General features: G+C 54.7%; 14 protein-coding genes, 1 tRNA gene and 3 pseudogenes. 14 read left to right on the top strand and 4 right to left on the bottom strand.

The window, feature by feature from the left end; all coding sequences use genetic code 11:
• The first annotated feature begins 5 nt into the window (after positions 1-5).
• From AC4ANK_RS23940 to AC4ANK_RS23970, 7 genes are all read left to right on the top strand, one after another.
• Positions 6-1,883, top strand: coding sequence for a glycosyltransferase family 39 protein (locus tag AC4ANK_RS23940; RefSeq protein WP_002552125.1), 1,878 nt, complete (start codon positions 6-8; stop codon positions 1,881-1,883).
• Between the two features lie 14 nt (positions 1,884-1,897).
• Positions 1,898-3,001: a DegT/DnrJ/EryC1/StrS family aminotransferase gene (locus AC4ANK_RS23945; protein WP_031596082.1), complete on the top strand. Its 1,104-nt coding sequence runs from the start codon at positions 1,898-1,900 to the stop codon at positions 2,999-3,001.
• The gene (locus tag AC4ANK_RS23950) at positions 2,998-3,948 is read left to right on the top strand and encodes a glycosyltransferase family 2 protein (protein WP_002552123.1); all 951 of its coding nucleotides are present in this window, start codon (positions 2,998-3,000) and stop codon (positions 3,946-3,948) included. Before AC4ANK_RS23945 ends, AC4ANK_RS23950 begins: the two co-directional genes overlap by 4 nt.
• Complete coding sequence (locus AC4ANK_RS23955) at positions 3,935-4,885, top strand: WxcM-like domain-containing protein (RefSeq protein ID WP_002552122.1); 951 nt, start codon at positions 3,935-3,937, stop codon at positions 4,883-4,885. Before AC4ANK_RS23950 ends, AC4ANK_RS23955 begins: the two co-directional genes overlap by 14 nt.
• 7 nt (positions 4,886-4,892) lie before the next feature.
• A complete protein-coding gene (locus tag AC4ANK_RS23960; RefSeq protein ID WP_003365666.1) occupies positions 4,893-5,294 on the top strand; it encodes a GtrA family protein in 402 nt (133 codons plus the stop codon).
• A gap of 211 nt (positions 5,295-5,505) precedes the next feature.
• Positions 5,506-5,985: a hypothetical protein gene (locus tag AC4ANK_RS23965; protein ID WP_002552121.1), complete on the top strand. Its 480-nt coding sequence runs from the start codon at positions 5,506-5,508 to the stop codon at positions 5,983-5,985.
• Positions 5,986-6,037: 52 nt separating this feature from the next.
• Positions 6,038-7,612, top strand: coding sequence for a membrane protein (locus AC4ANK_RS23970; protein ID WP_002552120.1), 1,575 nt, complete (start codon positions 6,038-6,040; stop codon positions 7,610-7,612).
• A gap of 73 nt (positions 7,613-7,685) precedes the next feature.
• On the opposite strand, the gene AC4ANK_RS23975 is transcribed toward AC4ANK_RS23970, so the two are convergent.
• Positions 7,686-8,687 carry a glycosyltransferase family 2 protein gene (locus AC4ANK_RS23975; RefSeq protein WP_002552119.1) on the bottom strand — a complete coding sequence of 334 codons (1,002 nt, stop codon included), beginning with the start codon at positions 8,685-8,687 and terminating at the stop codon, positions 7,686-7,688.
• A 176-nt stretch (positions 8,688-8,863) separates the two neighbouring features.
• Positions 8,864-10,921, bottom strand: a complete 2,058-nt coding sequence (locus AC4ANK_RS23980) for a methyl-accepting chemotaxis protein (RefSeq protein ID WP_002552118.1) — start codon at positions 10,919-10,921, stop codon at positions 8,864-8,866.
• Between the two features lie 338 nt (positions 10,922-11,259).
• Between AC4ANK_RS23980 and AC4ANK_RS23985 the strand changes: the two genes are divergently transcribed.
• The 3 genes and pseudogenes from AC4ANK_RS23985 to AC4ANK_RS23995 all read left to right on the top strand — a co-directional run.
• Complete coding sequence (locus tag AC4ANK_RS23985; RefSeq protein ID WP_460384319.1) at positions 11,260-12,381, top strand: molecular chaperone DnaJ; 1,122 nt, start codon at positions 11,260-11,262, stop codon at positions 12,379-12,381.
• 117 nt (positions 12,382-12,498) lie between these two features.
• Positions 12,499-12,575: transfer RNA gene (locus AC4ANK_RS23990), tRNA-Met, on the top strand.
• Positions 12,576-12,740: 165 nt separating this feature from the next.
• Positions 12,741-13,565, top strand: a pseudogene (locus tag AC4ANK_RS23995) (tyrosine-type recombinase/integrase); the annotation flags it as partial.
• A 90-nt stretch (positions 13,566-13,655) separates the two neighbouring features.
• On the opposite strand, the gene istB reads toward AC4ANK_RS23995, so the two are convergent.
• Positions 13,656-14,411, bottom strand: coding sequence for an IS21-like element ISPsy14 family helper ATPase IstB (gene istB, locus AC4ANK_RS24000; protein WP_002555271.1), 756 nt, complete (start codon positions 14,409-14,411; stop codon positions 13,656-13,658).
• Positions 14,412-14,431: 20 nt separating this feature from the next.
• Complete coding sequence (gene istA / locus AC4ANK_RS24005; protein ID WP_060410110.1) at positions 14,432-15,946, bottom strand: IS21-like element ISPsy14 family transposase; 1,515 nt, start codon at positions 15,944-15,946, stop codon at positions 14,432-14,434.
• Positions 15,947-16,149: 203 nt separating this feature from the next.
• On the opposite strand from istA, the pseudogene AC4ANK_RS24010 reads away from it, so the two are divergent.
• From AC4ANK_RS24010 to AC4ANK_RS24025, 4 genes and pseudogenes are all read left to right on the top strand, one after another.
• Positions 16,150-16,584, top strand: a pseudogene (locus tag AC4ANK_RS24010) (tyrosine-type recombinase/integrase); the annotation flags it as partial.
• 271 nt (positions 16,585-16,855) lie between these two features.
• A complete protein-coding gene (locus AC4ANK_RS24015; protein ID WP_031598275.1) occupies positions 16,856-17,701 on the top strand; it encodes a hypothetical protein in 846 nt (281 codons plus the stop codon).
• 90 nt (positions 17,702-17,791) lie between these two features.
• The gene (locus AC4ANK_RS24020; RefSeq protein ID WP_002552114.1) at positions 17,792-18,073 is read left to right on the top strand and encodes a helix-turn-helix transcriptional regulator; all 282 of its coding nucleotides are present in this window, start codon (positions 17,792-17,794) and stop codon (positions 18,071-18,073) included.
• Positions 18,070-18,679, top strand: a pseudogene (locus AC4ANK_RS24025) (hypothetical protein). Before AC4ANK_RS24020 ends, AC4ANK_RS24025 begins: the two are co-directional and overlap by 4 nt.
• Positions 18,680-18,818 lie beyond the last annotated feature (139 nt).

Genomic DNA, 18,818 nt, shown 5'->3' on the forward strand with positions numbered 1-18,818 from the left:
CGCCCGTGTTTGAAACTAATCATTCAGATCATCAAACAGGCTGGTCCAGCACTCGTTACCAACGAGTGCTGGCCATTACCTATTTCATCCTTCTGGCGGTTTGGTCGGCGGGAATTGCCTTTAATGGTGCACCTGATGAGTCAACGCACTTCTTTTTGCTGGAATACCTGAAAACGTTCCATTCGCTGCCGGGCGCTACGGAGCCGGCTCAAGCGTTCACTGGAACGATCTCGGGATATACTTGGCAACATGGCGAGTTCTGGTACCACGGCCTGCCCTTCCCCCATGTCTTAGGCGCACTGGCTACTTCTTACGGCTTAGGCTGGATGTTACCTGGCGAACTGGGTTACCTGGCTGCAAGATGTTTTAACTGGATACTGGGCGCAGTATTTATTTGCGCCTTGTTCCGTATTGCGCATCGCGCTGGAATGCCAAAAAAAGCTGCAGCCCTTGCAGCGCTTGTTATAGCCCTTATTCCTCAGGTTTCTTTTGTCTTTTCATATTTCAACAGCGACGCATTCGGGCTGATGAGTGTGGCGCTGCTGATCAGTGCGCTTCTAGGCTTTTTGAAAGCACCCAGCAAGCTGGCCGCGCTGTACCTGGGCGGTGCAATCGGCCTGATGTTCCTGGCAAAGCTCTACTTGCTGCCCGCTTTGGTCTTCGTCGTGGTCATGCTTGTCGCACATCACCTTTGGGGTGGCAAGAGCCTGAGACGCCATCTCCCGACGATGGTAATCGTTGCGGCTATCGTTTCCGTGCCCATGCTGCTTGTCACCTTAATGAAGTATGGTGAGATATCAGGGATATCCGGTCAGATTGACTTCGTTGCCTTGCACAAGAACAACCCTGCTGCGGGTTTCGGAACATGTTACATCGGGTGCTCCGGGCATCTGTTCAATATGGAAAATGTCCTTCCGTGGCTCAGCCTTACGCTAACGAGCTATTTTTCAACTACCGGCTGGATGAGCATATTTTTACCGTCGACCTATTATATGGGCGCGGCGCTATTATTTATTTTGCTCGTGACAGCAGCCATAATCCAGACGGCGCGCTTATATTCACGTGATAAGAAGCGGATATTTCTACTGAATTATCTGCTGCCACTGGTCATGATGTTGGGCTTATTCCCTTCGATCACCCTGCTCAGTCTGGTTGCATCGCAGAATTCTTTGCCTCAACCGCAAGGTCGGTATCTGTTCGTCACGATTCCGTTTCTGGCCTTGCTCATAGCATTTGCCACAATGAGCCACGCTCGCGCCAAAAACTCTGCGTCGTCTGCAAGAGATGTCAGGTCAAGCCGTTTTCACCTGAAATGGCTAATCGTAGTGGCGGCATGGATGGCGTGGACGAACATGGTTGCCTGGAATGAAAACACGCTGAGTTCAAAGAACATTCAGAAATCAGCCATTGGCAAAACAGTCACAGAAGCAGTTCTGGCAAGCGGTGCGGGTAGAAGTTCGAATACTGATACCCTGAGTGCCACGCAGTTGACAGAACGTTTGGCGGTTACCAACGGCGAGTTTTTCATCAAGACTCCGTTCGGACAGTCTGCCGCGGCGGGCACCATCGACGAAGTTAGAAAGACGTCTGACGGTTGGCTGCTGAGAGGCTGGAGTGTGCCACCGGCATCTGAAGGTTCGCCGGAATACGTCGTCGCTGTAGAGGGCGGAAAAGTTGTCGGTGCAATCAGGATAGAGATCAAGCGGCCAGATGTCGCCAGCGCGCTGTCTGACAAGACGGCCCTTCGCAGCGGCTATGAAGGCATTATTCCCGCAGCCTTGCCTCCCGACAAATGCGACCTGAAACTTTATACTGTCACCTCGACCTTCAAAATTTTTACAATGCCTGATGTCTGCGAATTCATCAGCCGTTTGTCTCACTGATCATGGAAATCCCAATGGAAAATATTCCGCTTTTCTCGGCCATCAAAGCTAACGCTGGACTTGATTTCGCCACGCCGCTGAAGGCCGTGCTAGACAGCCACTGGTACGTTTTAGGCAATGAAGTAAAGCTGTTCGAAGAAGAATTCGCTGCCTACGTAGGCGTGCAACATTGCATCAGCGTGGCGAACGGCTCTGATGCACTGGAACTTGCCCTCAAGGGTCTGGGCGTTGACGTGGGTGACCATGTTGTCGCCGTAGCAAACGCCGGCTTCTACGGCAGCACCGCTATTCATGCAGTTGGCGCGACTCCTGTGTATGCGGATGTCGATCCAGCAACGTTGACTCTGTGCAAAAACTCTCTGGAAGCAGTGATTGCCAAGGAAAAGCCGGCGGCTATTATTGTCACGCACTTGTACGGCCAACTGGCAAACATTGAAGAGATTGTTAAGATCGCCTCTGCCGCCGGTATTCCTGTTCTTGAAGACTGCGCACAATCCCATGGCGCGCGACGCAATGGTAAGCAGGCTGGTAGCTTCGGCACAATTGCTTGCTTCAGCTTCTACCCGACTAAAAACCTGGGTGCTCTCGGTGACGGCGGCGCAGTGGTTACCGGTGATGACGCTCTTGCAGCACGCATTCGGCAGCTTCGCCAGTACGGCTGGGACCAGAAGTATCGCATTGCCATCCCAGGCGGTCGCAACAGCCGGCTCGACGAGATGCAAGCCGCAATTCTGCGCATCAAGTTGCCGCATCTGGATACTTGGAACGAGCAGCGTCGCTCGATCGCCAAGCGCTACAATGAAGCCTTCGCCGGGCTCGATATTGAACTTCCAGCCTCAGTATCGGAAGACTACGTTGCACATCTTTATGTGATTCGCGCGAAAAATCGGACTGCTCTGGCTGCTGCGCTCAAAGAGAAGTCCGTCAGCACTGATATCCACTATCCGATTGCCGACCATAAGCAGCCGGCTTACTCGGTGGTTCCGTCCGTGGCTCTGGACGTAACCGAGCGTACATGCGATACCGTCATCTCCCTGCCCTGCTTCCCTGGCCTGACCGATGAAGAAGTCAATCGCGTCATCGCTGCGGTCACTGCGCACTTTTCCAAGGAGATATGATTTTGCTGACGTTGGTCATTCCCGTCTATCGTAATGAGAGCAATCTGCCCGACTTGCTCGTTGCTGTGACGGCGCTTGATAAGCAGCTAGGACACGATCTGGAGGTCGTGTTCGTTGTGGACGGCAGCCCTGATCGCTGTTACGAAATACTCAGGGAACAACTGCCGTCACAATCGTTCAAGTCCAAGCTGATCCTGCTGTCCAGAAACTTTGGATCATTCATGGCGATCCGTACGGGTTTGCAGCATGGCACTGGCGACCGTTTTGCGGTAATGGCTGCAGATCTTCAGGAGCCGCCAGAACTGGTTCTGGAAATGAACACGGTACTGATGCGCGGCGATATCGACGTTGTGGTTGGTGTACGTGAAGGTCGTCAGGACCCATGGGCAACACGTACGGCGTCAAAGATTTTCTGGGGCTTTTATCGTCGCTATGTCATTCCTGAAATCCCGCCAGGCGGCGTCGATATGTTCGCCTGCAACAAGGCTTTTCGGGATACTCTGCTGACCCTTGAAGAGCGTCACAGCTCTCTCATCGCACAGATATTCTGGATGGGCTATCGCCGCGAGGTAGTCACTTATACCCGACAGGAACGGGTCCACGGTACTTCTGCGTGGACATTGCGTAAAAAAGTCAATTACCTGATGGACAGCGTATTCTCCTTCACGGATATGCCTATTCGTATATTGACCCGCGTCGGCGCGTTCGGCTCTACATTTGCGGCACTGTTCGGTGTATTCACACTGATCGCCAAGCTTGAAGGCAGGATTGAAGTACCCGGCTACGCAATGATCATGCTGGCCATTACCTTCCTCGGCTGTTTAAACCTGCTGGGATTGGGAATCGTCGGCTCTTATGCATGGCGCACATACGAAAATACAAAGAATAGACCCTTGGCTATCCCGATGCGGATCGAGGGATTTGGAGAAACACATGAGCAGCGGTAAGGATTTCTTTGTTCACAGCCACGCGCTGTGCGAGTCCGAGAATATCGGGAAAGATTCGCGAGTGTGGGCGTTCGCGCATATCCTGCCAGGCGCAAGCCTTGGTAGTGAGTGCAACGTCTGTGACAACGTTTTCATTGAGAACGACGTTATCATCGGCGATCGGGTGACGTTGAAATGCGGCGTACAGGTATGGGACGGCATCACCATTGAAGACGATGTCTTCATCGGCCCTAACGCCACATTTACCAATGACCTGTTCCCACGCAGCAAGGTCTATCCACAGAGTTTCGCCCGAACCATCATCAGAAAAGGTGCCTCACTGGGCGCTAACTGCACGATTCTTCCGGGTATCACCATCGGCATCAACGCCATGGTCGGTGCAGGCGCTGTAGTAACACGCTCTGTACCACCCAATGCGATAGTCGTGGGCAATCCGGCCAAGATCATTGGTTACGTGGACGCCAAACCTGTCAATGCCAGTAGCGAAACACGTCCGGAAAAAGTCGCGCCAGGCGTAACTGCCACGTCGGTGAAAAACGTTACCCTGCACACCATGAATGAAGTGGCAGATATTCGCGGTAGTCTGTCGGCGGGCGAATTCGAGCGATCGGTGCCCTTCAAGTCCGAGCGTTACTTTCTTGTGTACGATGTGCCGACTGCCGAGACCCGAGGCGAGCACGCGCACCGTCTCTGTCACCAGTTTCTGGTTGCCGTAAAGGGCTCTGTTCATGTTGTAGCGGATGATGGTGTCAATCGTGAAGAGTTTATTCTCGACAAGCCGAATCAGGGCATCCACCTGCCGCCGATGACATGGGGTATTCAGTATCGCTACTCTCAGGATGCTGTGCTGTTAGTATTTGCTTCACATTACTATGATGCAGGGGACTACATTCGTAATTACGAAGAATTTAAAACCCTCATCGCAAACGCTGAATAATAGCACGATGATGAATCAGGCTGTTTCAAAATTCTTAAAACAGGATTTTGCCCGATTCCTGATGTCAGGCGGTTTCAACACCGCCCTGACATACGGACTCTATCTTGTTCTGTTAATGTTCCTATCCTACAACATAAGCTATACGATTTCTTATGTGTCTGGAATATTACTAGCCTACATTATGAATCGTTTTTTTGTGTTCAAGAGCCATCAGGGACTGCGTTCAGTCATTCTATTGCCGCTTATATACGCTTTCCAGTATTGCTTGAGCCTGGCCATACTTTGGTGCTGGGTCGAACAACTTAAACTGGATGCAAGGTTGGCACCATTGGCAGCGATAGCACTGACACTTCCCGTTACGTTTATCCTTTCAAAACTTGCCTTTTCAGCCGGACCCGCGTCACGATAGTGCAAGTATTCTAAACGTAGATCCCACACACTCTGTATTTCACCTTGAAGAGCGTGCAACCCCATAAAACCTTGATGCGTCTACACTACTGCCAATGCCCAAGGGAGAAGCACCAACTGCTTTGGATTGGCCGTTCAGGATTCGAGATGTGCAAAAAAGTTGGCTCGTTTATAAACCCATACTCCAACCCCTATATCTCTAAGGAAAAACCATGTACAAAACCCTTACGGCCATCTGTTTTCTTACCCTTCTATCAGCCATCATCTCTGGGTGTGATAAGAAATCAGATAATGCATCAAGCTCGCCAAATGCCAAAGTCACTCACTATTCATTCGACAAATGCAATATTGATTCGATCGCGGGAAAAACAGGGGCGAGCATCTACGTCAATCGAGAAGTGGTTGAATTTAATGGGTGGGCTTTCGACCCATTAAAAAATGAAGCCCCCAAAGAAATCAGGCTCCGCCTGACGGGCTACAAAGGCGCTCCCGACACGTTCAAAGACCCGATCATTATTGATCGTCCCGATTTGGTAAAGGCATTCAAAAACGATAAACTTCTGAAGTCCGGATTCTCATTCAAAGCAGACCTGTCTTCATTTGAATCAGGCGGCTACAGCGTGGTTTTAGAAATACCAGGAGAAAACTCGTCTAGCCTATGTCAATCTAAAGTCTTGCTAGTCATCAAATAACCAGAAAGCACTTCGCCTCCTTACGACAGCTATACCTTCAAGGCCGAAAACTATGGACAATGCAACAAAAGAGCGAACCCTAAACAGCTTTATGCTGCTATTGATATCGGCTACTTTTGTCGTGGGGAATTTTCTGTGGCAGGGCCATGATGGATTTAACCTTTGGGATGAAGGGTACCTGTGGTACGGCGCTCAACAGATCATCAAAGGAGAAGTACCAGTTCGAGATTTCATGGCCTATGACCCAGGTCGCTACTACTGGTCCGCGGGATTCTTTGCGCTTATGGGTGACACAGGCATCGTAGCCCTGCGTGCAGCCGTTGCAGTGTTTCAACTGCTAGGTGTCTATGCAGGGCTCTGGACAATTTCCATCGCGCTAAGATCTAACACGACAAGAAGACTTGCTTATCTGTGCATCGCGGCTATCACACTCATGGCCTGGATGTATCCGCGGCATAAGATCATTGACATGTCCCTCTCGATGATCATAGTCGCCAGCCTAACTTATCTGCTGTTGAGTCCTTACACAAAACGTTATTTTTTTCTCGGCGCCATCGTCGGCCTCGCTGCCGTGTTCGGCCGTAACCACGGTGTGTATGCCGCTGTGGCAAGTCTGATAGCCATGGGTTGGCTGGCAATTAAATCACCGACGCCCGAGAACCGCTTGACTGGCGCTGCGGCTTGGGCCGCGGGTGTAGTAGTTGGCTATCTTCCCGTATTAGCCATGTGCCTTTTTATACCAGGCTACTTTACAGCGTTCATCGATACGATTGTTTTCATGCTTGAGCAGGGTAATACGAACTTACCTCTTCCGATACCTTGGCCCTGGACGGTGGGTTTTGGTACTGCCGGAGTCGTCATCGAAACAAGATGGTTCCTGATCGGGCTGTGCTTCATGGGGTTGATAGTATTTGGAAGTGGTGCACTGGCGTGGGTATTCAAAGAGCGAATCAAGGGGCGCGCTGTGCCTCCAGGACTTGTGGCCGTTGCCTGCGCAACGCTGCCTTATGCTCACTATGCCTTCGCCCGAGCAGACGTGGGACATCTCGCACAGGGAATATACCCTTTACTCTTGGGTATCTTTATTACTCTAGGGACACTTCACTCAGAAACTTTAAAGTGGGCACTGGCCCTGCTTACGAGTGTCGTCAGTTTATTCATTCTTGCCGCTTGGCAACCCGGGGTCCTTGCTCGCACCCAAGACGGATGGACCTCGGTAGAGGTGTCCGGATCGAGCCTGTCCATGGACCCCAGCACGGCTGAAGCGGTACATCTTCTGAGGGATCTGACCGATCGCTATGCTCCAGCGGGCAGAAGCGTACTGGTGTTACCTTTCTGGCCGGGAGCTTATCCCTTGCTGGGGCGCGATGCGCCGCTCTGGGAAATTTACGCACTCTCGCCTCGAAGCGAGGCTTTTCAACGAGCTGAAATTCAACGCATAAAGAAGGCTGATCCCGGTTTCGCATTAGTCTTCAACATGGCGATGGATGGACGAGAAGAACTCAGATTCTCAAATTCGCATCGATGGATTGAAGAATACATTCACACCCATTTTGAAGCGGTCACGGATTCACCTAACTCGGCTTATCAGATATACAAGGCACCCGATAAAACAGAGGCTTACTGATTTACGTAAACGCCGAAACTCGTTCCGCTAGCATTAAATGGTCGTAACGGCTGAGGGAGATTGTTATCCAACCTCAAACTCTGTCCAGGCACACCGCCAGGATCAGGCTCAGATTGCCCTGCACAGTCTGCCGGTGAATTCCGGATTTTCGAAGCGTGTACACGCGCTTGAAAAAACGCTGCTTACGACCGTTTTCAAAATACTCCAGTACGTGCCGGCTTTCCTCAGTGAGTACACACTCCATGTCCTTGAGGATCGCCACATTGGCATCGTTCCACTTGGCAAATCGCCCCGAAAGCATTTTTCGAAATCGTATCAACCGTTCTCGAGTGCTCGCATTGGCCCCGATCAGGTTTCCGCGGTGTTGGCGATAGTAAAGGCAGGGGGCGGCGTCGTAGAACACTTGGCCGCCGCATCCTGTAACCAGAAGATACGTGAGCCAGTCATGGGCGATCAGGGGAGCGTGTTCAGGCAATTTGGCCAACAAACCACGGGTCGCCTGGTTGATCAGCATCGTATTGGCACCTGCCAGACTCTGAACCAAGGCATTTTTAAAAGACGGCGTTTTTTTGAACAGCGGAGAAACCCCGATGACCTTCAAGTCTGCATCGACCAGCCGGGTTCTGGAGCAGTAAAGCGCCGGTGTATCGGGCTTCAGTAGCTCAAGGTGCCCTACGCTTCTCTCTAGCTTGTCGCTGAACCAGACGTCATCCTGATCACTGAACGCGAAATAATCGGCTTTTATTTCAGAACGCTGAACCAGCGAGACAAAATTCTCTGCAAAGCCCATGCAAGGCCCGCTGAAAATGACCAGCCGCTCGCGCCCCCAGCGGGCCTGGTAGTCGGAAAGTATGCCAAGGGTGTCATCAGTCGATGCATCGTCGGAAACATAAACAACCCAGTTGCGAAAGGTCTGGGCGGAAAACGATTCAAGCTGCTCACGGAGGTACGCGGCCCCGTTGTAAGTGCACATCAATATAGCGACGCGAGGATGGCCTGACGACTCGGATAAACCTCGACGTTTTAGCGGGCTGACACCATCTGCCCTGTGTTTTTCGGTGAGCTGCGTTCTCAAGAAACCTTTCGCCTGCAAAATCCGCGCATTTTACGCCTTGTGTCGACTCCCGTCAGTCATCAAATGGTTGAATACATATCCGCTGATCCAACTTTTTAGATCACGGCCACAAAAACGGAAAAACCGGCTGGGTATGGCCACACCGGGTTTTCAGTCTAACGTGGCAAGCCGCGCAATCACCCCAATCGAAACCGCGCCGTATTGTCATTCAACGCCCGACTGCCCTGGCTCAGGGTATCCGCTGCCTGATTGACCGCTCGCGCACCTTCCAGCAAACGCCCGGCTGCCTGATCGACCTGCTGGATGTTGCTGCTGACCTCGTCGGCGGTCGATGCCTGTTCCTCCACGGCCGTCGATATTTGCGCCAGCGTATCGGTAACGCCCTGCACTGCCGTGGCGATTTCACCCAGACGAACACCCAGGCCGGTTACCGACTGCGCATCGTTGACGGCCTGTCCGCAGGCGGCTTCCATCAGGTTCACCGCCTGAGTCACGGTGGAGCGCAAGCTGTCGACCGTCCCGGCGATCTGAGCGGTCGAGGCCTGCGTGCGTTGCGACAGACTGCGCACTTCATCGGCAACCACCGCGAACCCGCGCCCTTGCTCACCTGCCCGCGCCGCTTCGATCGCCGCGTTGAGCGCCAGCAGGTTAGTCTGCTCGGCGATACCGCGAATGGCGTCCACCACCGATTGAATCTGTTGGCCCTGCTCGCTGACCCGGCCCAGGGCGGCGGCGGTTTCGGTCAGACGCTGATTGAGCTGCTGGATGCTATCGGTGGTGCGCTGGCTGTCCTGGCTGCTTTGCTCGGCAATACGCCGGGTATGCCTTGCGCTTTCAGATGCCTGCTCACAGCTTCTGGCCACACCTTGAGAAGTAGCGGCCAGCTCGGTTGCTGCCGCAGCGATCTGGCTGATCTGCTGTTGCTGGTCTTCGACCTCGGTCAGCGTACCACTGGACTGAGCATTCAGCGTCAGCACTGCATCGCCGACGCGTACGGTCTCCTGATTGACGCCCAGCAGGCTGGTACGCAGCTGCACAACCGCAACATTGAGCGCCCTGCTGATAGCGGCAAGCTCGTCACGCCCCTGCACAGCCACTTCGACACACAGATTGCCGTCACGCATGGATTCAGCCAGCGTGGTAATGCCGCTGGCGCTGTTACGAATCGAGGATTGCAGGCAGGCGAACAGATAGATAGCCATGATCACCAGAACACAGAAGATCACCGCCATCGGGATGAACTCCATATTGGAGGTTTCATGGTAGTAATCGAGGCGACCATTGAGCGCATCAAGCGACTGCCTGCGCAGATCCGCCGTGCTGCCGGTCAAGGTGTCGATGCTCTTTTCAAACTCTTCCGGCTTGAGCTTGATGCTGCCGCCAAAAACCCCGTCATCAATGACCTTCAGTTCGGTTTCCAGCACCTGTTTGACCGCAGCGTACTTGTCGGCCCAAGGCTGCAACTGTTCGGGGAGCTTGGATAACAGCAGGCTGGCAGCCTTCTGCATCTGATCCTTGGAATCATCGATACGACCGCGCAGATCGCGCATCTGCAAGCGGCTCTGCAGGCTGAACTGACCCGATGCCACTGACGTCTGCCCCACACTCGACAGGCGGCCGATACGCTCGATCAGATTCGGTACTTGCTGGGTGGAAAGCTGCATGAGCATGTAGGTTTCAAGCCAGGGGTCGAGAATCAACCCGCTGTCCATTGCGATTTGCTCGCGCAGCGCCTGAACCAGGTTCAGCACCGTCGTGAAGCGCTCGTAACCATCGGGCCACCAGCCCACCGTACGCAATGACGCAGTGTCCAGACCGGTAACAGCCGCCTGAAGCGCCTTGAAACGGTTAATCGTGTCGGCAGGCGCGTTTTCGCGCTTCAATGCGGCATCAACGCCTTCCAGGGCTTTGCTGATACGCGGGATGCCTGCATCGACGTTGGCCATCGCAGCTTTCGCAGCCGGGGTCGGTTCACGCAGAATGTCGGCAGCTTTCCAGCGTGCGGCATGGTCGCGCTGGGCAGCCAGTTCAATATTCAGATCATCAAGTGCCAGCAACTGACGCACGCCCGATTGCTCGCCGGAAATGACATCGAGCTTGTTGCTGTACTCCTTGGTGATGACCCATGCGCTGCCCGCCAGCGGCAACATGAACAGCAGGAACAAGACCTGAAACTTGCGAGCGAAACCAAAATGTCCCATCAGGCGCATGCCTGGTGACAGAAGACTGTTCATGTCCTGCGACTCCCCGTGAACACCTGCCGGATCTGAGCAAACAGAGGCGATGCTTTTTTTTAAAAAACGCTAACAGCAAAATGCCATGTTCTTGTTTCAATGGCGATACGTGTCGCCTCACATTGGTACGAAAAGCACGGCCGATGATGGGTTTTCGTACCATATGGCGCAGCAATTGACGTACCGCCGACACTGAAGCAAGAACCGGACCGTACACGAGGCTGGAAAGGCTCTTTCAGGGCAGCAAAATATTCATCCCTAACAGAGCACTGGAAACGTAAACTTCGGCAAACCGATTGACCCCGTCTTAGCGGTCCCCTCGTCAAGGAGGTCTTGCCATGACCACACCGCCCGCCTCACCGCGTATCGTCGCGCAACCGTCCAGGCCTCAACTGAGCGCCGGTCAGAAGAAATTCAACACGTTGATGGAAAAGCTCGAAACCAGGCGCAAACTTCTGCAGCAATGGCTTGTTATTTCAACAACCTGCGAAAAGCTCTGGGTCGAAGAGCTGGTCCCGATGCTCAGCGAGCAGGCCGAAAACGAAATTACCAAGCTGCGCCTGCTCGACGTGGCCTTCGATCAGTTCCGTCTGAGCAAGAAAGACAGAGCCACGTTGCTGGAAATCATCTGTGTCATAACGATGTCGCTCATGGGCGGCGAACACGATGAAGAACTGAAGCAGCTCTACCTCAAATACACCGGCAGCGATTACGACGAGGATGAGCGCCTGCAAAACCAGCTGTTCAAGTCCTCGCTGGAAGAAGAGCTGGGCGTGGAACTGGGAGACGATGTCGACCTGAACTCCATAGATGATGTGACCCAGCACATTGAAGAGAAACTGCGCGAGCAGGCCGAACAGGCGCAAAGCACCCAACAGCCGAAGAAGCCCACTGCCAGCGAAATACGCCGTGAACAGGAAGAGGCGGAAGGCAGCCAGTCATTGCGCGAAATCTACCGCAAACTGGCCAGCGCCTTGCACCCGGACCGCGAGCAGGATGCCGATGAGCGCGAGCGGAAAACGGCGCTCATGCAACGGGTCAACGAAGCGTACGAAAATGACAACCTGCTGGCGCTGCTGCAAATGCAAATGGAGATCGAGCAGATCGACCAGACGCATATCGACAACATCACCGACAAACGCCTGAAGCACTTCAACCGTATCCTGAGCGAACAACTCAGAGAGCTGGAAGACGAGATCCACGACCGCAAAATGCTGATCCGGGAACAATTCCTGATGGACCCCTATGAGGACATCCGACCCAAGACGGTCAATGCAAAATGTGTGAAGCAGCTCAAGGCCATACGTGAACACCTCGACGACGCACAGGATGAACTGGACGCACTGACTGACCCGAAAAGCCTTAAAGCCTGGCTCAGGGATCAGCGCGACATGGCAGAGATGCTGGAGCGGGTAGAAGAATTCGATGATATGGAGCTGATGGACACCCTGTTCCGGTAAAAGCCCGAAAAACCTGCCTTGCGCGAGGGCAGCCAGCTAACCGGTTGATCGCACGCAATTATTTTTCACAACAACGCTTGACACATATGCGTTCTCCGAGAATAATGCGCGCCACTTGGCTACATAGCTCAGTTGGTTAGAGCATAGCATTCATAATGCTGGGGTCCGGGGTTCAAGTCCCTGTGTAGCCACCAAGTACCGATCCATAGATGTCCACAGCAGTCTATGAATCACCCCAAGAAGCCCGCCCAGTGCGGGCTTTCTTGTGTCTGGCTGTCCACCCCTGTCTACCCTTATCCTTCCCAGCCGTGTATGCCCACGTGTATGCTTCAATATTAATTGAACTGAGGCATACATGGATGAAACGCGCAGATATTAAACGCCGCCCTCTCGCAGACACCACCCTTGCAGGCCTTGAGCCTGAGGCTGGCGCGTATAGAGAGCTGGATAGCTCTGGTCTCTACTTTAGGGTCAAGCCAAATGGTCAAAAGTCATGGGAGCTGCGCTACAAAAAACCGGATGGCAAATGGTCGTGGCTTGGACTAGGGGGATACCCCGAAGTCAGCGGTGCCCTCGCACGCCAGAAGGCGAGCGAGCTCCGAGCAGATGCATCCGAAGGGAAGAATCCCATCGTCTCAAAAAAAGCCCGCAAGGCTGCTGATGTTGAAGCCGCGAACGACACCTTCGAGGCTATGGCACGAGAGTGGCACGCATCCAGAATGAGTAGCTGGGATGCAGGAACAGCGAAAAGAGTCATGGGCGCATTGGAGCGCCACGTTTTTCCATCTTTCGGTAAAAGACCTTTCATCTCGATTATGTCGATGGAATGGATGGATCTGCTGAGAGGTCTCGAGAAGCAAGGGATTCTTGAGCAGATGAGCAGGGTCAGGGCTTATTGCAAAGACGTCTATGACCTGGCTCGTGTGACAGGCAGAGCCGTGAACAACCCATTGGAAGGTGTTCACAAATTTCTGTCTTCTGGTAAAGCTGAAAACTACGCCCACGTTTCGCCTGATGAGCTTCCCGCTCTGCTCAGGGCAATAAGCTCATATCCTCATGCAAAGGACGTTCAACTTGGCCTACAGCTTCTGACGTTACTTGCCGTTCGACCTAGCGAGCTTCGCGAAGCGACGTGGTCCGAGTTCGACTTAACCAAAAAACTATGGACAGTGCGGATTCCACGCCATCCGGACACTCAGCCCACCAACATCCGGACACCCGTTCCACGATCATCCGGACAGGCAGTCGGAGCGCAGCGACGCAGGTTCGCATTGTTAGTCTGAAGTCCCTGCTGTCGTCAATTTCGTTGCGCGTCTGCGCATCGACTCGCCCTTCAGTTCGATCCGATAAGCGTTGTGCACCAGCCGGTCGAGGATCGCGTCGCCCAAGGTCGGATCGCCGATCAGCGCATGCCATTTGTCCACCGGCATCTGGCTGGTGACCAGCGTCGAGCGGTTGCCGTAGCGGTCGTCCAGCAGCTCAAGCATGTCGCGTCGTTGCGCGGCAGTAAACGGTGCCAGGCCCCAGTCGTCCAGGATCAGCAGGTCGGTCTTGGCGTAGCTGGCCATCAGTTTGGCGAAGCGGCCGTCGCCATGGGCCAGGCCCAGCTCCTCCATCAAGCGCGGCAGGCGCAGGTAACGCACGCTGTAGCCGTCGCGGCAGGCCTTGTGGGCTAGCGCGCAGGCGAGCCAGGTTTTGCCTACGCCAGTTGGCCCGCCGATGATCAAGTTCAGGCCATCACGCAGCCACTGGCCACCTCCCAGTTGCAGGATCATGGCCTTGTCCAGGCCACGCGGGCTGCGGTAGTCGATGTCTTCCAGGCAGGCGTTGTGGCGCAACCGCGCCGCTTTGAGGCGAGTAGTCAGGCGGGCGTCTTCGCGCTCGGTCACCTCACGGTCGACCATCAGGCCGAGGCGTTCATCGAAGCTCAAATCATTGATATCGGGCGTTGCGTGTTGCTCGCCCAGCGACTTGATCATGCCGTGCAGGCGCAGGGTTTGTAGCTTGTCGAGCGTTGGATTCGGTAGCATTTCGAAGCTCCTTTCTCAGGTCAGTGGTAGTAGCCCGGGCCACGCAGGTTGATGTGCTCGTCGGGCAGTAGCGGCAGGTTTTGCTGAGCCAGCGGCAGGCGCTCCAGCCCTTGGCGCAGGATCGATTCGAGGCTTTTGTAGCTGCATGCGCCCAGTGCCAGCGCCCGCTGGCACGCGGCTTCCAGCCGCGCTTCGCCGTGCTGTTTACTCAGGCGCAGGATGCCCAGGCAGGCGCGGAAGCCGTGCTGAGGGTGGATTCGGCGTTCGAGGATGTAGGCGATGACGCCAGCGGTGTTTGGCCCGGTCTGCTCTGCCCAGCGGATCAGCCGTTGCGGTGTCCACTCGGCGTGTTCGCGGTGGCTCTTGGGCATGTGCTCGGTTTGGGTGGTGTGGCGGCCTTTGTGCAGCGAGCGCAAGTGGCTGGCCACGCGCTGGTTGGCGTGGAAGCACTCGACGGTCTGGGCGGTGAGCCGCACTTCGAGTTGATGTTTCACTAACTGGTACGGCACCGAGTAAAAGTGGCCATCGACCTCGACGTGATAGTCGATATGGACGCGTACCTTTCTCCATTCGGCATAGACGTAGGGGTGTTCCGGCAGCCCTTGCAGCGCCGGTTGGTCGATGGCCTCGAAGGCTGATCGGCGTGAGCCGGGCAGCTTTTTGAAGGGCTTGTGATTGAGGCGATCCAGCAGCAATGCGATGGCGGTATTGAGTTCGCCAAGCGAGAAGAACTGGCGGTTGCGCAGCACCGCCAGGATCCAGCGTTCGACCACTTGCACGCCGACTTCGACCTTGGCTTTGTCCTTGGGCTTGCGCGAGCGAGCAGGCAAGACGGCGACGCCATAATGCTCGGCCAGATCGCGGTAGCTGGGGTTGATATCCGGCTCATAACGGTGCGCTTGAGTCACGCCACTGCGCAGATTATCGGGCACCAGGATCTGCGTTGTGCCGCCGAAAAAAGCAAAGCAGCGGACGTGCGAGCCCAGCCAGTCGGGCAGTTTCTGCGACCAGGTGGCCTCGGCAAAGGTGTAGCTGGACGCGCCGAGAACGGCGACGAAGATCTGAGCCTGGCGGATCTCGCCGGTTTGCCGGTCGATGACCGGCGCTGTTTGCCCGGCGTAATCGACGAACAGCTTTTCGCCAGCACGATGCTCCTGGCGCATGACCACGTCGACCTTGGCGGCCCAAAGGCGGTAGTGCTCGCAGAACCAGCTGTATTGGAAGCCTTGCGGGTGAGCGAGTCTATATTCCTGCCAGAGCAAGGCCAGAGTGACGCCGGGGCGGCGCAACTCCGCGTGTACCCACGCCCAGTCAGGCATTGGGCGCTGGTCGGTCGGCACCGGCACTGCCGGTGGAAACAGCCGTCGATTCAACTCCGCATCAGAAATATCGATGGGCCACTGAAGCCCACTGGCGGCGAACCGGCAAAGGTAATCCCCTGCACTCGAATGGCCGATGGATAAGCTGGCGGCGATCTTGCGCACGGACAGGCCGGCGTCGAACTTTAGGCGTAGTACCTCTCGGATTTTACGCATGGATAAACGCTCCACGACGACCTCTTCGCTTCGAAAAAAGAGGTCGATAGTAGTGAATAGTCCTGCGTTGCTGCCTGCCTGAAAGTGTCCGGATGGCCGTGGAATCGGTGTCCGGATGCTTGTGGAATGAGTGTCCGGATCAGGGTGGAATCAGTGTCCGGATGTCGGTGGAATGGGTGTCCGGATGGTCATGGAATCCCCAGACAGTTCCGATTGAGCGAAAAGGTCGCAAAAAGGGACGTGAGCATCTGGTCCCACTGAGTCGTCAGGCAATCGACGCGCTCAAGCAACTTTACGTAATCACCGGGTCATACACTCTTCTATTTCCTGGCCGAAGCGACCGCACCAAACCCCGAAGCGATACTGTCTTCCTGATGGCCTTAAGACGTCTTGGGTACGAAGGCCGACAGACCGGACACGGCTTCCGACATATCGCAAGCACGATCCTCAATGAGCACGGATTTCCCGCAGATCATGTGGAGTCTCAACTGAGCCACAAGGCGCCTGGCGTACGAGGCGTTTACAACAAAGCTCAATACCTGGAGCAACGGGCTGTAATGATGCAGTGGTACGCCGACCATCTTGATGAGCTCGCGGCGGGTAATGTTGTTCAGGGACAATTCGGGAAAGCAGTATGATTGGCCACACCCGTGCCCGTCTCAAAACCGGTGTAACTCGTGTTTCAGGTGTAACGAAAGACCATAACCATCTGAATTTATTGAATTTATTTAGAGTTACACGTATCGCATCAGAGTTACGCCCGGTGTGTAACGTAGCTGAATCGTGTAACACGACCGGGACCCCTTTGCCGCTGGTGGCCTGCCGCTTCCTGAGTCGCACAGAGCGTGCTGCACGCTGGCTTAACTGCGCAAATAAAGGGCGTGGGATATGGACGTAGGTTCAGGTCTCATGGTGTTAGACCATGTTCAAAAACTAGATGCCCTGCCAAAACCAACGGCGAGTCTGATCAGGTATCTATCTGCTCAGCCACTTTACAGCCTTTGCGATGAGCAGATTATCGATGCCTGCAACTTGATTGATAAATGCTGCCGAAGAATTCAAACAGATGAGTTCGATAGCGACCTGGACACCTTGTGTATCCGCACAACCAAGCATGAAGAACAAATTTTCCAGTACGCTTCGACTGATGCGTCCTCCCGTGTAGCCCACTGGGTTCGTCATTTCACCGGGTGCGATTCCGCCACAGATAACCAAGCTCACGCGGCCTATGTAATGGCCTGCGCTGCAAAGGCACTTGAAGCTCTAAGTGAATGGATGCGCTCAGCCGAGCAAGATGCCTTCCCTCCGGCATGCAAGGTGCCGGACTGGCCGTGGGAGTTCTACTGCGAGTACGTGTCATCGCAAGCGAGCCCAGACGAACGGATCAACGCCCTTGATCTGTATACGCTATTCCTTGAGCCGATCACGAACCTGGCGAGCTTACGCAACGACGAGCTAACTCCCGCAGTAGCTGAGGCCATCAAGGCGGCGACTCGGCGAAAAGGGGGAGTACTCAGCGGTAAAGATCGGAAAATCGAAATGAGTCAGCGTGATAAAGCTATCGTGAACTACGCGCTTGGATTGCTGAAAAATGGCATGTCGCGTCGCTATGTCACCACAACCGTGCACCGTTGGTTTGAGAGAGAAGTTACCAAGCCGGAAAGCGATCGTCCTGATTGGGCCACTCTCGAAATGTCGAAACCGCTGACACGTAAAAGGATTGAAGAGATTCTCAAGCAACACAACCTCCTGTAGCCAGAATTTCAAATGGAAGTGAACTGCCCGCTAAAATCCCTCGCCTAGATCATTGCTCTCGTCAGTCCAAACCTATCGAGAGCTGTCCCTATGAGTACCTCTGCAACCGAGTTCTCTCGCGAAACACCTGCCAACGCTCCGCTGCTGTTCGACGCTGCCTCAACCTTGATTCGCATGCGCGAGGTAGAGGGAATTGTGGGCATGAAGCGCTCAACCATTTACAAGCTCATGCAGCAGCCCGGCTCCTGCTTTCCACAGCCCGTCAAGCTCAGCGACAGCACATCAAGGGGCGCACCTGTCGCCTGGGTGCTTTCCGAAGTCCAGGCATGGGCGCGCGGCCGCATCGCTGCTCGCGACCAGGTGGCCGCATGAACAATCGCATCCCAAAAGGTGACGGACCTTTCATCGACTCCTACAGCATCGGGTTCCAGCTCTACAGGCCGGACGAGCTCAACTGGAAAAGTCGCACCATTGCGGGCGTCAGCTGGAATGGCCTGGAGCAAGAAGCGATCTTTTTCAATGCAGACGGCCTGGCTCTTCCTCTCAGACCCAACCCTTGGAATGTGCCCGAGTGGATTCGCAAGCATGCGATCCGCCGCGAGTTCGCCAGCGTGCATGGGACTGGCCATTTCGCGATGAAGGAAGGTCGCCGTAGGGCATTGCGAACGGTCGGCCTCAATGACTGGGTGACTTACTGGCTGGTCGACCAGTCTGGCGGCTTCGCCAATGAGTCGAAGTTTTGGCAGGACTACGTGGCCACCGATCTCGCCACCGAACAGGCCAACAGCGAAAAGCTGCACAGCGAAATGCGTCTGCAAGACGACCGGGCGACTTACATCGAACAGAGCATTGCCGAGCGTCGTGACTACCTGACGGTCATGCACCGCCGCCGATGTAACGAAGATCGAAAAATTCTCGCCTGGCTGAAAGGCGAAGTCCCCGCTCCGCTGTTTTGATACCGAAGTAAAGGTGGCTTGAGCCCTCCCCGCCCCAATCTGCTCGCCCCGATCTGGAGCCAGAACACCGGGCTATCACGTCGCAGGTTCGGCGCACGCACAAATGAAAACGCCTCCGGGGGCAACCGGAGGCGTTGAGGTAAATCTACATGCACGTCAAA

The organism is Pseudomonas sp. Pmew2 (genome assembly GCF_058129885.1).